13 protein-coding genes and 1 pseudogene are annotated in these 14,244 nt (G+C 70.3%); 5 read left to right on the forward strand and 9 right to left on the reverse strand.

Going from position 1 to position 14,244, the window contains the following annotated elements; translation table 11 throughout:
- Positions 1–70 precede the first annotated feature (70 nt).
- A complete protein-coding gene (locus tag AB0B45_RS40255; RefSeq protein WP_358142296.1) occupies positions 71–853 on the reverse strand; it encodes a trans-aconitate 2-methyltransferase in 783 nt (260 codons plus the stop codon).
- 56 nt (positions 854–909) lie between these two features.
- Here AB0B45_RS40255 and AB0B45_RS40260 point away from each other — a divergent pair, with 56 nt between their 5' ends.
- Entirely contained in the window at positions 910–1,401 is a 492-nt protein-coding gene (locus AB0B45_RS40260; RefSeq protein ID WP_358142299.1) for a MarR family transcriptional regulator, read from the forward strand.
- Positions 1,402–1,412: 11 nt separating this feature from the next.
- Here the strand turns inward: AB0B45_RS40260 and AB0B45_RS40265 are convergent, their stop codons facing one another.
- Together AB0B45_RS40265 and AB0B45_RS40270 are read right to left on the reverse strand one after the other, a co-directional pair.
- Positions 1,413–3,215 (reverse strand): ABC-F family ATP-binding cassette domain-containing protein, encoded by a 1,803-nt coding sequence (locus AB0B45_RS40265; RefSeq protein ID WP_358142302.1) that lies wholly within the window; start codon positions 3,213–3,215, stop codon positions 1,413–1,415.
- 287 nt (positions 3,216–3,502) lie between these two features.
- Positions 3,503–4,405, reverse strand: coding sequence for a 4-(cytidine 5'-diphospho)-2-C-methyl-D-erythritol kinase (locus tag AB0B45_RS40270; RefSeq protein WP_358142305.1), 903 nt, complete (start codon positions 4,403–4,405; stop codon positions 3,503–3,505).
- A gap of 235 nt (positions 4,406–4,640) precedes the next feature.
- On the opposite strand from AB0B45_RS40270, the gene AB0B45_RS40275 reads away from it, so the two are divergent.
- Together AB0B45_RS40275 and AB0B45_RS40280 are read left to right on the forward strand one after the other, a co-directional pair.
- Positions 4,641–5,006, forward strand: a complete 366-nt coding sequence (locus AB0B45_RS40275) for a hypothetical protein (protein WP_358142308.1) — start codon at positions 4,641–4,643, stop codon at positions 5,004–5,006.
- Positions 4,970–5,101 (forward strand): annotated as a pseudogene (locus tag AB0B45_RS40280) (hypothetical protein); the annotation flags it as partial. The gene AB0B45_RS40275 and the pseudogene AB0B45_RS40280, both read left to right, overlap by 37 nt.
- A gap of 14 nt (positions 5,102–5,115) precedes the next feature.
- Here AB0B45_RS40280 and AB0B45_RS40285 read toward each other — a convergent pair.
- The 4 genes from AB0B45_RS40285 to rsmA form a co-directional block, all read right to left on the reverse strand.
- A complete protein-coding gene (locus tag AB0B45_RS40285; RefSeq protein WP_358142311.1) occupies positions 5,116–6,405 on the reverse strand; it encodes a transposase in 1,290 nt (429 codons plus the stop codon).
- Positions 6,406–6,411: 6 nt separating this feature from the next.
- Positions 6,412–6,810, reverse strand: coding sequence for an IS200/IS605 family transposase (gene tnpA, locus AB0B45_RS40290; protein WP_358142314.1), 399 nt, complete (start codon positions 6,808–6,810; stop codon positions 6,412–6,414).
- Between the two features lie 668 nt (positions 6,811–7,478).
- Complete coding sequence (locus AB0B45_RS40295; RefSeq protein WP_358142316.1) at positions 7,479–8,489, reverse strand: NlpC/P60 family protein; 1,011 nt, start codon at positions 8,487–8,489, stop codon at positions 7,479–7,481.
- A 155-nt stretch (positions 8,490–8,644) separates the two neighbouring features.
- Positions 8,645–9,451: a 16S rRNA (adenine(1518)-N(6)/adenine(1519)-N(6))-dimethyltransferase RsmA gene (gene rsmA, locus AB0B45_RS40300; protein WP_358142319.1), complete on the reverse strand. Its 807-nt coding sequence runs from the start codon at positions 9,449–9,451 to the stop codon at positions 8,645–8,647.
- Positions 9,452–9,588: 137 nt separating this feature from the next.
- Between rsmA and AB0B45_RS40305 the strand changes: the two genes are divergently transcribed.
- Both AB0B45_RS40305 and AB0B45_RS40310 read left to right on the forward strand, forming a co-directional pair.
- On the forward strand, positions 9,589–11,154 hold the full coding sequence (locus tag AB0B45_RS40305) for a serine/threonine-protein kinase (protein WP_358142395.1): 1,566 nt from the start codon (positions 9,589–9,591) through the stop codon (positions 11,152–11,154).
- Positions 11,151–12,326 (forward strand): hypothetical protein, encoded by a 1,176-nt coding sequence (locus AB0B45_RS40310; RefSeq protein WP_358142322.1) that lies wholly within the window; start codon positions 11,151–11,153, stop codon positions 12,324–12,326. The genes AB0B45_RS40305 and AB0B45_RS40310 overlap by 4 nt, the downstream gene beginning before the upstream one ends.
- Positions 12,327–12,415: 89 nt before the next feature.
- Here AB0B45_RS40310 and AB0B45_RS40315 read toward each other — a convergent pair whose 3' ends face one another.
- Both AB0B45_RS40315 and AB0B45_RS40320 read right to left on the reverse strand, forming a co-directional pair.
- The gene (locus AB0B45_RS40315) at positions 12,416–13,339 is read right to left on the reverse strand and encodes a ubiquitin-like domain-containing protein (RefSeq protein ID WP_358142325.1); all 924 of its coding nucleotides are present in this window, start codon (positions 13,337–13,339) and stop codon (positions 12,416–12,418) included.
- 34 nt (positions 13,340–13,373) lie between these two features.
- The gene (locus AB0B45_RS40320; RefSeq protein WP_358142328.1) at positions 13,374–14,231 is read right to left on the reverse strand and encodes a TatD family hydrolase; all 858 of its coding nucleotides are present in this window, start codon (positions 14,229–14,231) and stop codon (positions 13,374–13,376) included.
- Positions 14,232–14,244 lie beyond the last annotated feature (13 nt).

The raw sequence follows: 14,244 nt of genomic DNA on the forward strand, positions 1-14,244 counted from the left end.
CAGGGAGACTCGGGGACTGGACTTGACCGACCCGCGTTCACTGGACTCTACCTACCCACATTCCGCCTGATCAGGACGCTTTCCCCTGCTGGCCGACCACGAAGATCCGCCGGAACGGGAAGGGCGTGCCGTAGGGCTTGCTCGGATAGGCCTCATCGAGCCGGACGGCGAGCTCGTCGGCGAAGCGCCGGCGCTCGTCGGGCTCCAGCCGGTCGAAGATCGGACGCAGGGCCGTACCGGAGATCCAGTTGAGCACCGCGTTCTCGCCCTTGAGGATGTGGACGTAGGTGGTCTCCCATGCGTCCACCCGCAGCCCCAGGCCACTGAGCTGGTCCACGTACTCCACGGGGTCGACGACCGGCCATGGGCGCTCGAACTCGCCGAGCCTGTCCCGCCAGGCGTCGCTCGCGCACAGCTCCCTGATCAGCACGTGGCTCGGGGCGTTGAAGTTGCCCGGCACCTGGAACGCGAGCCAGCCGCCGGCGCTGAGGTTGTCGACCCAGCGCTCGAACAGGTCGCGATGCGTCGGCACCCACTGCAGCAGCGCGTTCGACACCAGCACGTCGACGGGCCGGTCAGGGTGCCACAGGGTGACATCGGCGACGTCGAAGCGGGCGGCGGTCTCCAGCTCGCGCGCCTTGCTGATCATCGCGGGCGAGGAGTCGAAGCCGTAGACGGTGGCTCCCGGCCAGCGTTCGGTGAGCGTGGCGGTCAGTTCTCCCGAGCCGCAGCCAGCGTCGACGACATAATCGGGTGCGTCCGCGTGGATCCGGCTGACGAGCTCGATGTACGGCCTGCCGCGCTCGTCGGCGTACTTGGCGTAGGTCGCGGGGTCCCAAATATCTCTCGACATAGAGATAATTGATATCGAGAGAGATATCTCGATGTCAAGACAGTAGACTCTGTGCCATGACGATGGACGAGGTCGACAGGCTCGTGACGTCCTGGCAGCAGGAACGTCCCGATCTCGATGTGACGCCGCTGCAGGTGCTGAGTCGAGTCTCCCGCCTGGCCCGCCATCTCGACAGGGCGCGACGCGCCTCCTTCGCCGAATACGACCTCGAACCGTGGGAGTTCGACGTGCTCACGGCGCTGAGGCGGGCGGGCAAGCCGTACGAGCTCTCGCCGGGCGCGCTGCTGCGCGCGACGCTGGTGACCTCCGGGACGATGACCAACCGCATCGACCGGCTGGAGCAGGCGGGCCTGGTACGGCGCAGGCCCGACCCCGAGGACCGGCGCGGCGTGCTGGTGTCCCTCACCGACGACGGCCGGGCCAGAGTCGACGCCGCCTTCGCCGACCTGCTACGACGGGAGCGGGAGCTTCTGGCGGGACTGGGCCCCGACGAGCAGAAGGTCCTCGCCGACCTCCTCCGCACCCTCCTCACCCCGTTCGACACCTGAGGCAAGCCCGGTCACTCGCCCAGCCGCTCGGCGACCTCCAGCCACTCCGCCTCGACCGCGTCCTTCTCATTCAGGATGTCGCGCAACTTCCCGTCCAGCTCCCCGAGCTTGGCGTAGTCGCTGGCCGCCTCCGCCATCACGGCGTGCAGCTTCTCCTCCTGGCCACTGAGCCTGTCGAGCTGCCGCTCCAGGCGGTTGAGCTCCTTGCGCAGCTCCCGCTCCTCCTTCGCCGACAACCCGGCGGCGGCGTCCGAGGCGTTCGCCACCGCAGGAGTCGCCACCGGGGCCGCGCCCGCGAGCCGCGCCGTCACCGCCGTGCCGGACGCCCGCCGCTCCAGGTACTCGTCCACCCCGCCGGGCAGCATCGACAGCCGGCCGTCGCCCAGCAGCGCCACGCACCTGTCGGCCACCCGCTCAAGGAAGTAGCGGTCGTGGCTGACCAGCACCAGCGTGCCAGGCCAGCCGTCGAGCAGGTCCTCCAGCTCGTTCAGCGTCTCGATGTCGAGGTCGTTGGTCGGCTCGTCGAGCAGCAGCACGTTCGGGTCGTCCATGAGCAGGCGCAGCAGCTGCAGCCGCCGCCGCTCCCCGCCCGACAGGTCGCCGACGACCTTCCACTGCGCCTCGCCCTTGAAGCCGAGGCGTTCGAGCAACTGGGAGGCGGTCCACTCCTTCTTGCCGAGCTGGATGTACTTGCGGATCTGCTCCACCGACTCCAGCACCCGCTGCGTCGGGTCGACGTCGGCGAGCTCCTGCGACAGGTACGCCAGCCGTACCGTCCTGCCCGTGACCACCCGGCCCGCGTCCGGCTTGACCTGGTCGGCGAGCAGACGCAGCACCGACGACTTACCGGAGCCGTTGACCCCGATCAGCCCGATACGGTCGCCGGGACCGAACTGGTAGGTGCACCGCTCCAGCACCAGCGGACCCGCGTCGGGCCCGCCCGCGTGCAACGTCACGTCCTCCAGGTCGTAGACGGTCTTGCCCAGCCTCGCCGCCGCGAACTTCATCAGCTCGACGGTCTCCCGCGCCGGCGGCTCGTCGGCGATCAGCGCCTGCGCGGCCTCGATCCTGAACTTCGGCTTCGACGTGCGCGCCGGCGGACCCCTGCGCAGCCAGGCGATCTCTTTGCGCATGAGGTTCTGGCGGCGCTCCTCGGCCGCCTGCGCGATGCGCGCCCGCTCGGCCTTGGCGAGCACATAGGCGGCGTAACCGCCTTCGTAGCGCTCCACCCTGCCGTCGACGACCTCCCACGTCCTGGTGGAGACCGCGTCGAGGAACCACCTGTCGTGCGTCACGACCAGCAGCGCGCTCTTGCGCTGCGCCAGATGCGCGGCAAGCCAGGCGATGGCCTCGATGTCGAGATGGTTCGTGGGCTCGTCGAGCATGATCAACTCGTGCTCGTCGATGAGCAGCTTCGCCAGCGCCGTACGTCGCCGCTCCCCACCGGACAGGTCCCCGACCAGGCTCTCCAGATCGAGATCGCCGATCAGATTGGCGAGGATCTCCCTGATGGCCTGGTCACCCGCCCACTCGTGCTCGGCCTTGCCGCCCAGCACCGTCTCGTGGATGCTCCTGCCCGGATCGAGGTCGTCACGCTGGGAGAGCAGGCCCACCCGCAGGCCCCTGTTGTGCGTCACCCTCCCGGAGTCAGGCTTCACCGCCCCCGCGACCACGGACAGGAGCGTCGACTTACCGCCACCGTTACGGCCGACGACGCCAATGCGCTCACCGGCCTCGATGCCGAGGGACACGTCGGAGAGCAGCGGCTTGGGCCCGTAGGCGTGGGAAACCGACTCAAGATTGACCAGATTCATCGCCCCCCAGGGTACGGACTACCGCCCCATTTGGCTAAGCGGCCCCGAGCGCTCCCCGTCCGTTCCTCCTGTTTGCACGGCAAGCCCTCTTGTTTGCACGGCAAGCAGGCTCGAGTTCGTACGGCAAGCGGGCTCGAGCGCCACCCTGAGCACGTGGCCGGCGTCCCTCCAGGGATACGCTCCCCGAGCTCCGTGGCAGACCACCGCCACGGAAGGCCACCCGTCCACCATCACCCGGCTGGAGCCGCCCCCGCCACCACGTGGCGGACGGTGGGTCGCCGCCGCCCTCAGACGATCGAAGCGCCCTCGACCGGGCCATGGGCCGGCACCGCCGTACGGCACACACCCGCTCCGACGAGCGCCACCGCCAGCTCCCGCGCCTGGTCCTCGTCAGCGGCCAGGAAGGCGCACGTCGGACCTGACCCCGACACGATGGCACCCAGCGCGCCCAGCTCCCGTCCCGCCTCCAACGTGCGGGCCAGCGAGGCGCGCAACATCAAGGCCGCAGGCTGCAGATCGTTGGCCAGCTCCGCGCCCAGCGCCCGCGCGTCGCCCGCCTTCAACGCCGCCAGCAGCGCGTCGCTCGCCTGAGGCCAGGCCACGACCTCGCCCAGCGCCGCCCGCAACCGGTCGCACTCCGCGTAGACCCGCGCCGTCGACAGGCCGCCATCGGCGATCGCGAACACCCAGTGAAACCTGCCGCCGGTCAGCAGCTCGGCCAGCTGCTCGCCCCTGCCGGTGCCGACCGCCGTACCGCCCAGCAGCGAGAACGGCACGTCGCTCCCCAGGTCCGCGGCGATCTCCATCAGGTCCTCGCGCGGCAGCCCGAGACCCCACAGCTCGTTGCAGGCCACCAGCGTGCCCGCCGCGTCGGCGCTGCCGCCCGCCATTCCGCCGGCCACCGGGATCGCCTTACGGATGACGAGCTCGACCCCGTACGTCCTGCCCGCGTGCTTCGCCAACGCCCTCGCCGCCTGGATGGCGAGGTTCCCGTCGTCCACGGGCACCTGGTCGGCGGACTCCCCCTCCACCCGTACGGAGATCGACTCCGACTCCTTCGCGATCACCTCGTCGAAGACGGAGACGGCGTGGAAGACGTTCACCAGGTCGTGGTAGCCGTCATCCCGAAGCGGGCCCACGGACAGCTGCACGTTGACCTTTGCGGGCACCCGGACGGTCACGGAACTCATCGATCTTCTGCCACTCTCGTCGCCTGCTGGGTCTCGACTTTCGATGCTAGCGGGACCAGCACGCTCACCACGCCCTCCCACTCCGCCCCCATCGGAGCGCCATGCCCTTCTGACGACCCCCGGCCCTGAGTGGGCGTGGATGACTTCGAGGGCTGCGGGTGCGGGATGGTGGGGCTGACGGCTCGGCATATCCTGCCGACGGCGGGAGCAACACAGCGCAGGTGAGGTGGATCCGATGTCGCAGGTGATGGTCGTCGAGGTGCCGCAGTGGCAGGGGTCGGGTTCGGCCACGGCCGAGCGCCTGGTCGAGGGGGCCGGGTTGCTTGCCGCGATGGTGCCCGACGCTGTGCGCCATCGGATCGAGGTCGGGGAAGGCGATACGCCCGCCGCTCTCGCCGCCACCGCCGGCAAGGCCAGGACCGTCATCGGCGATGTCCGCGAAGGGTTCGTGGTGACCGTGGGCGGAGACTGTGGGGTCGAGTTGGCGCCCGTGTCCGCGGCGATTGACGGTACGGCGAGCGCCTCGCCCTCGTCTGGTTCGACGCGCATGGGGACCTCAACACTCCTGCGTCGTCTCCCTCCGGCGCTTTCCACGGGATGATTCTTCGGGCGCTCACCGGTGAAGGCCATGACGTACTGCTGCCCGGACGTGCCATCAGCCCTGGAAGGGACCGCCGGCCGTCTACGTTCATTTGAAGCGCTCCCCACGACTAAAGTCGGGGGATTCCAGCCAGCTCGGGGCTCGCCGTAGCGTGGCCCTGGGCTGCTGTTGCTTGGCGGTTAGCCTTCCGGCCCACGCTGTCGCGTGGTTTGCGCGCCCCAACCCGCACACCCGGTCTGGGCTGTGCGTGCTCCGCCCTCCCGGCGGTGAGGATGTTCTTAGCGGCGTTCACATCCGCGTGCTCGATGTGTCCGCACGCGGTGCACCAGAAGACCGCTTGGCTCTCGCGGGATTTCCGGTCCACCGCCGTGCACACGTTGCACGTCTGACTCGTGTACGCCGGGTCGACGCTGATCACGTGGGTGCCCGTGTACCGGGCCTTGCTGCGGGTGGCGAGTTCGACGCGGTGCCAGCCCTTGTCCAGGATGGACCGGTTCAAGCCGGACTTGCTCGCGGCTCCGTTGGGCAGGAACGCGCCCGGCCGTTCGGGGTCTGGCTTGGGCTCGACGGCGGCGGTCATGTTCTTGGTCGCCAGCGCCTCGAACACGACCAGCTCGAAGCTCGTGGCCAGGGTGTGGGCGGTCTTGGCGGCGAAGTCCTGGCGGCGTCTGCCGACCTTCCGCGCCAGGTCGGCGACCCGTGCCGCGGCCCGCTTCCGTCGCTGACTGCCCTTCTTCGTGCGGGCGAGGCCGCGCTGGAACTTCTTAGCATGCTCGACTTCCCGATCACGGGCGAACACCTGGTGGTGGAAGATGCCGTCCGAGCGGGTCACGACCTTGACCACACCCCGGTCGATCCCCACCCCGCTACCCGGGCTGGCGTGCCGCTCAGGCGGGGCGATTCCGTCCTCGACGAGGAAGCTGATGTACCAGTGCTCGCCGTCCCGGCTGACGGTGGCGCTCTTGACCTTCCCGCCGAGCGGGCGGGTGATGCGGAAGCGGACCCAGCCGAGCTTGGGGAGTTTCGCCCGCCCCCAGCGCCGGTTGAGTCGCTGGATGGCGATCTTCCCGCCTTCGGGGAACCGGAAGCTCGGGGCGTTCCTTACCCGCGACTTCCAGCGGACATTCCACGTCCCGTGCCGGGCACATGCCTGGTCCAGGTCGATGAGCGTCTGCTGAAGGCAGTGGCCGGGCGCCTCTGCCAGCCACTCGAAGTCGACCTTCGCCTCGGCCAACTGGCGGGCCTGGTCGTGGTAGCCGATCCAGCCGCCTCGCCTACGGTAGATCTGGCGCTGTTCCAGGGCGGTGTTCCAGACGCTGCGGCAGGCTCCGCCGATCCGCTCGGCGAACTCGGCCTGCTCCTGGGTGAGGTCCAGGCGGTACTTACGTCCGGTCAGCACGATGCCTCACCGGTTCTTCTGGTTCTCGACGTACCGCTTGACGACCTCCAGGGGTGCCCCGCCCACGGTGGCCACGAAGTAGGAGTTGGTCCACAGTGTCGGCAGTTTCGACGTCAAGCTCGGGAACTCCTGACGCAGGACGCGGGAGGAGCGGCCCTTGATGGCCTTGACCAGCTTGTGGATTCCGAACTGCGGGTCCACCTCGACCAGAAGGTGAACGTGGTCGGGCATGACTTCCAGTTCCACCAGCCATGCCCCTTTCTCCTCGATCACCTCGCGGATCAGCTCTTTCAGCCGCGCTTCGATCAGCCCGCCCAGCACCCGCCTGCGGTATTTGGGGCACCACACCACGTGAAAGGCGCATTGGAAGGCGATGTTACTGTTCGTGCGCAAGGTCACGGCCACACTGATCAATATACAGCGGCGACTCATCTACCGCTCAAAGATTCGAGAGAAGGGCTTACCCCCATGGCTGAAGTCAGGGGTCCGCGCCCTGGATCTCCGATCGACCTTGATGTCCTGGACTCTGGGTGTTCGCGTCTGTGGGGAGTCCGGCGCCTGAGGGCTGCGGCCTGACCACCTTCTCAAGCTCGTCACGACGCGGACGGAGCGCTTCGAGCCGACGGGACTCGGCATCACGGAGTACGAGCCCGGCCGGCCCGAGGATCAGGTGCTCCTGGCCCCCTGGTCGCCGCCCTGTCGCCAGCGCTTCCCGATCCTGAGCCGCCGCATCTGAGCGTCACCGCTGGCTGCGTTGCCCCGGAGCACGTTCGAGACCCTTGTCCCGGAGCACGCTGGATGATCTCCTCTCCCGGAGGGCCGTCGATGCCCCCGTTCCAAAGCCCGTTCGATGACCTCGCCTCAGAGTGCCTTCGCCCCGCCCCGGAGAACGTTGGCGGCCTCGCCCCGAAGCACGCTGGATGGCCTCGCTCCGGAGCACGTTGGCTGCCTTGTCTCGATGGATGTTGGATGACCTTGTCGTGGAGGGCGTGGCACCTGACCGCCGGAGGACGCGATGTGTTCCTCCGGCGGGCAGGCCGGGCGTTTTCAGGGCGCCGTTGGGGTTTCTCGGGTCAGCCGGGGCGGACGGCGCCTCGGTAGCGGGGGCGGTAGTAGGCCGAGCCCAGGAAGTCGGTCCTCTTGACCACGTCGCCGGTCTTGGGGGCGTGGATCATGATGCCGTTGCCGAGGTAGAGGCCGACGTGGGTGGGGTCGCCCGTGCCGCCGCCGAAGAACACCAGGTCGCCGCGGCGCAGGCCGGACAGCGGGACCCTCTTTCCTTGCCGGAACTGGGTCCCGGTGTAGTGGCCGAGCCGCACCCCTGCTCTGGACCAGGCGTAGAGCGTCAGGCCTGAGCAGTCGAAGCCGACGGTGCCCGCGCCTCTCCCTATGCCTCTGCTGGGGCCTGAGGAGGTGCCGCCGCCCCAGGAGAACGGGGTGCCGAGGCGGGCGACGGCTGCGATGGCCGCGGTGTCGCCCTTGGTGCCTGAGACCCGCGGCCTGCCGGTGCCAGGCCTGTTGCGCGGCTTTCCGACGCCGGGCCGACTGACACGAGGCGGCGAAACGGGCGGCGGCGCCACCCGCGGCAGGGTGACATGAGGCGGCGTGACGCCAGGCGGGATGACGCGAGGCGGGATGACGCGAGGCGGGATGACGCGAGGCGGGATGACGCGAGGCGGGATGACGCGAGGCGGGATGACGCGAGGCGGGATGTGGCCAGGCGAGACGGGGCCAGGTGGGGTGTGGCGAGGCGGCGTGTGGCCGAGCGAGTGATCAGTCGGGGTCGGCCGCTCAGGAGGCGGAGCCCAGTCGACGCGGGATGGGGCGTCAACGGAGTGGTGCCACACCGAGAAGTGGTCTCGCCAGGTGGCGAGCCAGTCGGCGTCCGTCATCGGCATGCGCATCACCGACCACCGTGTCGGCGATTTTCGGTCAGAAGCGCACGCCTCCGGAGGCAGGACGACCGTCAGGCGGGTGTGGGCGGCCGGAAGCGTCACCGTGCCGAGGCAGGGCGGCGTTCCGGGGCCGGCCGCCGCGCCTGGCGAGGCGCCGAGCGTCGCGAGAAAGCCGATGGTGAGCCACATCAGAACCTCCTGAGCCGTGGAAGGGAAGGCTCAGGATCATGCGGAGAGGCTCACGGGAAAGTGGCCGAGCGAGGTTCTGTGGACGGTGAAGGGTAGGCGGCCCAAGCTGTGGACGGTGGTAGGGGGTGCGGGCTGTGGACGGACGGCCGCCCTGGTCAGTCGAGATGCTCCGCGATTCTCGCGAAGGCCACGATGTCCAGTTGCTCCCCCCGTGTCGAAGGCTCCACCCCGGCGGCCCTCAACGCCTCCTCCGCCCGCGGAGCCGTACCGAACAGCGAGGCCAGGGCGGCGCGCAGCGTCTTGCGCCGCTGTGCGAAGGCCGCGTCCACCACCGAGAAGACCTGCTTGCGCGTCGCCGTGGTCGTAGGCGGGTCGCGGCGCTCCAGGGCGACCAGCCCGGAGTCGACGTTCGGCACCGGCCAGAACACCGTCCGGCCGACGGGCCCGGCTCTGCGGACGTCGGCGTACCAGGCGGCCTTGGCGGACGGCACGCCGTACACCTTGGAGCCGGGTGGGGCGGCGAGCCGGTCGGCGACCTCGGCCTGCACCATGACCAGGCCCTTGCGGAGCGAGGGCAGCACCTCCAGCAGGTGGAGCACCACCGGCACGGAGACGTTGTAGGGCAGGTTGGCGACCAGGGCCGTGGGGACGTACCCGCCGAAGTCGCCGGGGCCCACGCGCAGGGCGTCGGCCTGGACGACGGTCAGCTTGTCGCCGAGCCCTCGGGTGTCGACGGTCAGGGGGAGCTGGGTGGCCAGTACGGGGTCGATCTCCACGGCGACGACGTGGGCGGCCTCGGGCAGCAGGGCGAGAGTGAGCGAGCCGAGCCCGGGACCGACCTCGATCACCACGTCGTCGGGCGACAGCCCGGCCGTGCGGACGATCCGCCGGACGGTTCCGCCGTCGATCACGAAGTTCTGTCCGAACTTCTTTGTCGGGCGAAGGTCCAGCTTGTCCGCCAAATTACGTATTTCAACCGGCCCCAGCAGGCTCACAATGGCACTCCCCACGTCATCCGTTAAGTCTCCAGCATCCACGACGCTACGAAGAACCAGGCAGGAGGAGGGAGGATGGTGTGAACGACGAAGGGACTTCCCTGATGGAGCCGACGGGCGCCAGGCCACTGCGTCCGGCCGACGCACGGGAGATCGGGCCGTACCGCCTGCTCGGGCGGCTCGGCGAGGGCGGCATGGGCACGGTCTTCCTGGCGATCGCGCCGACCGGTCGTCCTGTCGCCGTGAAGGTGGTGCGGGCGGAGTTCGCCAATCAGGAGGGATTCAACGCGCGGTTCCACGCGGAGGTGGACAACGCGCGCAGGGTGGCCTCGTTCTGCACCGCGCAGGTGCTCGACAACGGCAACGACAGCGCGGGCAGGCCGTACATGGTGACCGAGTACATCGCGGGCGTGCCCCTGTCGGAGCAGATCACCAAGTTCGGCGCGCTGGAGCCTGGCGCGCTGCACGGCGTGGCGCTGGGGGTGGCGGCGGCGCTGGCCGCGATCCACGTGGCGGGGCTCGTGCACCGCGATCTGAAGCCGGCCAACGTCATCCTGTCGATGTCGGGGCCCAGGGTGATCGACTTCGGCATCGCCCGCGCCCTCGACCGTGAGAGCAACTTCACCCTGTCGGGCGAACTGCTGGGCAGTCCTGGCTGGTGGGCGCCGGAGCAGGTGCGCGGCCGTCAGGTGACGCCGGCGGCCGACGTGTTCGCGTGGGGCTGCCTGGTGGCGTTCGCGGGCAACGGCCGCCACCCGTTCGGACGCGGCGACGCGATCACGCTGGCCAGCAGGGTGCTGAACCAGCCGCCCGACCTCGGCGCGCTGCCCGCGCCGCTCAACGAGCTGGTACGGCAGGCCACCGCGATGGACCCGCTCCAGCGGCCGACGGCGCAGGACCTGCTGATCGCGCTGGTCGGCGGGCGCGTCCCCACGCCCGACCCGCCCACAGTGGTCGCCAGCGAGCTCCTCGACCGGGCATGGCGGCCGCCGCCCAACGTCGCCAACGAGCCCGACGCCACGGAGGTGCTGTCCGCGACCCTCCACTCGAGCGCGCCGGTCGCGACGACGACGCCACCGCCATCGCCGACGCCGACACCGACGCCGACGCCGGTCGGGCTGACGCAGGCTCCCGTGGAGGACGGCAGGCCGACGACGAGGCGCTGGCTGATCCCCGCGATCGTGGCGGGGGTGGCGCTGCTGGTCACGGTCGCGATCCTGATCGTCGGCGGCCCCTCGCCCTCGTCCCCCGTGCGTCCCACGAACGCGGGCGGCGGCCAGTCGGCGGGTATCACCGACGTCGGCAGGCGGTTCGCGCTGGGTCCCGGCTTCGACGATCCACAGCTGATCGTCGCGCAACGGCCCGACTGCGGCCTGACCGACTACGGCGGCAACCAGCCCACCTCGGGCCGGTTCTGCGTGATCAAGTGGACGATGGTGAATCCCGGGGGTACGGCCCGCACCATCGGCAGGCCTTCGGTCACGCTGCGCGACGACAGGGGCGCCAGCCACGAGGCCACGACCTTGTCCAGCGCGGTTCCCGACTCGATCCCACCAGGTGGGCGGATCGACGGGACGTTCGTGTTCGACCTGCCGCCGCAGCGGATGCCGGCCGTCCTGTCCGGCACCATGCTGCAGGGAGGAAGGGAAGTGGAGGTGCGGCTGTCATGACCAGGGTGCTCCTCGCCGTCCTCCTCGCGGCCGCCATGGTCCCGGGCAACGGTGGCGAGGCTGCCGCGCGGGCGATGGCCTGCAGCGGCGACGTGGTCGTGGGCGACCCCTTCGACGGCGCCGGCTCGGTCTCGCTGGTCTCCGGCGGCCAGATCGTCCCGGTCAGGCTTCCCGCCCTCCAGGAGAACGACGGGTTCGGCTGGTCGGTGGCCATGGCGGAGGTCGACGGCGACGGCTGCGCCGATCTGCTGGTCGGCGCGCCGTACGCGGACGTGGAGGGTCTGCAGGACGCGGGCGTCGCCTACCTGATTCCCAGCAAGGGCGGCACCCCCACCAAGCTGACCTCGCCCGAGCCGCAGGCCGACGCGCATTTCGGGTGGTCGGTGGCGGCGAAGGGCACGTTGATCGCCGTGGGCGCGCCGTACGAGGACCTGGGGGACCTGGCCGACACCGGCGCGGTCTACGTCCGCCAGGGCGAAGGCACCCTGAAGAAGATCAGCCAGGAGCCGAAGGAGGTGCCCGGCAACCCCGAGGTGGGCGACCAGTACGGCTGGGCGCTGGCCTTCGCGAAGGGCAACAGCCTGGTCGTGGGCGTGCCGTACGAGAACGACGACGGCGCGGGCGTCCAGAACGGCCAGGGCAGGCTCGACTCGGGCTCGGTGAGCATCATCACCGACGTGACCGCGCAGAAGCCGTCGGGCGTCAAGTGGGAGCCGCCCGACAACCAGGCCGGCGACAGGTTCGGCTACTCGGTGGCCTACGTCGAGGGGGTCGAGGGGATCGGCATCGCGGTGGGCGCGCCGCAGGCCAACGTCGTGCAGTTCCTCGACACCGCGGGCAATCCGACGAGGAGGGTGAAGGGCGAGGGCAACTTCGGCTTCTCGCTTGCCGCTTCCCAGGACGGCAGGCTCGCGGTCGGCGCTCCCTACGCCGGAGGTAAGGGCGCGGTGCGGATCCTGTCGGGCGCTGACAGCTCCGCCGAGCGCATACTGGTTCCCGCCCAGGGGGGCAGGTTCGGCTGGTCGGTCGCTTTCGCCGGCAACCGCCTGGTCGCCGGCGCCCCCGACGCTCTGCCGTACGGCGCGGCGGGCGTCATCGGACGCAACGAGGAGACCATCCAGGAGCTCAAACCGCCACGAGGCGCCGAGTTCGGCGCCTCTGCCGGCAGCTGAGAAATCTCGGCCGGCAGCTAAGACGCCTCGGCGGGTGGCTGAGGCACCTGGCGAGCGGCTGAGGCGGCTCGCGGCAGAGCGGGATGCGGCTAGCCGAAGAGTCTGGCGCCGCAGTGTGGCCACTGCCCCTGCCAGCGCCCGCCCACCCGCTGGTAGAGCAGCTGGGCCCGGTAGGTCTGCTCCTCGGCGGACCAGACGTGTGGCATGCCCGAGCCGCCGACGGCCTGCCACATCGGCAGGCTGAACTGGTACAGGCCGTAGTAGGGGCCCGAGGGGTTGTAGGCGTGCGGGTTGCCGCGTGACTCGCACGCGGCCAGCGCTGCCCAGTCGAGCCGCGCCACGTCGGCCTGGATCGGGATGGTGTGCGCCGGCGTGGCGGGCCCCGGCGGGGTGACCGTGATCGTGGTGCCCTCGTGAGGGAAGCTGCCGAGCGCGGGCGTGACGCGGTAGCCCCTGCCGTACCGGACCCTGGTCTCCCGCAGCACGCCCCTGACCGTGCCTTCGGTGGTCGTGGTGGTGACGCGGCGCTCGCCCGCGACCACGTGCACCTCGCGTGGAGTGAACATCGTCACCGCCATCCCGCCCAGCGGGAGCGCCCTGGTCCTCGGCGCGGACAGGCGGCTGCCGCCGTGCTCGATGGCCAGCTCGTCGAGGGCCGCGCCGACGCTCGTGGCGGTGACGAGGTGCCTGGCCGTACGGCCGTCGACGGTGAGCGTGATCGGGCGGGCGTGGCGGACCACGATCGTGCTCCCTTCGCCGATCGCGGTGTGGGCGCCGGGCTGGAGGTAGTCGTCCTCGCCGAAGGGGATCGAGGCCTCCTTCAGCACCTCGGCCACCGTGGCGGCGGTGCTGCGCAGCGCCATGGCCTTGCCGTCCACGACCAGCGAGACGTCCTCGCCGAGCGTGGCGGCGATGGCCGAACCAACCAGGGCAGCCGTCGCGAGCCCGTATCCAGCCAACGCCCGGCCCGACTTCCAGAGGGGCCGGGGAGCGCGTCGTCGTCCTCTAGCCATCACCCGCGCGAGGCTAACCGAGCGCGGGACGGCCTCACCGGAAGATGCCGAAGACGGCCTCTCCGTTGGCGTTCACGGCCGCGCACAGTTCATCAGCTGGCATGTCCTTGACCTCGGCCAGGCAGCGCAGGGTGAGCGGGATGAGGTAGGGGGCGTTGGGCTTGCCGCGGTGCGGGACCGGCGGCAGGTACGGCGCGTCGGTCTCGACCAGGATCAGCTCCTTGGGCGCCACCCTGGCCGCCTCGCGCAGATAGCCGGCGTTCTTGTACGTCACAGGGCCGGAGAAGGACATGAAATATCCGGCTTCGACACACTTCTTGGCCATGTCGGCGTCTCCCGAGTAGCTGTGGAAGACCACGCGCTCGGGAGCCCCCTCCGCCGCCAGCACCTTCAGCACGTCGTCGTGCGCGTCGCGGTCGTGGATCACCAGCGCCTTGCCGGTCCGCTTGGCGATCTCGATGTGCGCGCGGAAGCTGGCGTGCTGGTCGTCCTTCGACGCCCAGTCGCGGTAGTAGTCGAGCCCCGTCTCGCCGACCGCCCGCACGTCGGGTTCGCAGGCCAGCGCCTCGATCTCGGCCAGCACCTCGGGCGTCGCGGCGTGCGCCTCGTTCGGGTGGATCGCCACGCCCGCGAAGACGTCGCCGTGGGCCGCGGCGACCCGCGCCCCCCACACCGAGGACGGCAGGTCGTAGCCGATCGTGACGAGCCTGCTCACACCCACGGCGCGCGAGTCGGCCAGGATGCTCTCCACGCTGGCCGAGGCCGCCTGCGCGGCCTGCGCCACCGGGTCTCCCGAGGAGGCCTGCCTGTTGCCCACCATGATGTCGAGATGGCAGTGGCTGTCGAAGACGGGCGCGGTCAGCGGCTCTGGCGCGGCGGGAAGCGTGCTCACTCACCCAAAGGTA

The sequence above is a fragment of the Nonomuraea sp. NPDC049152 genome (assembly GCF_040648355.1).
GTDB lineage: Bacteria > Actinomycetota > Actinomycetes > Streptosporangiales > Streptosporangiaceae > Nonomuraea.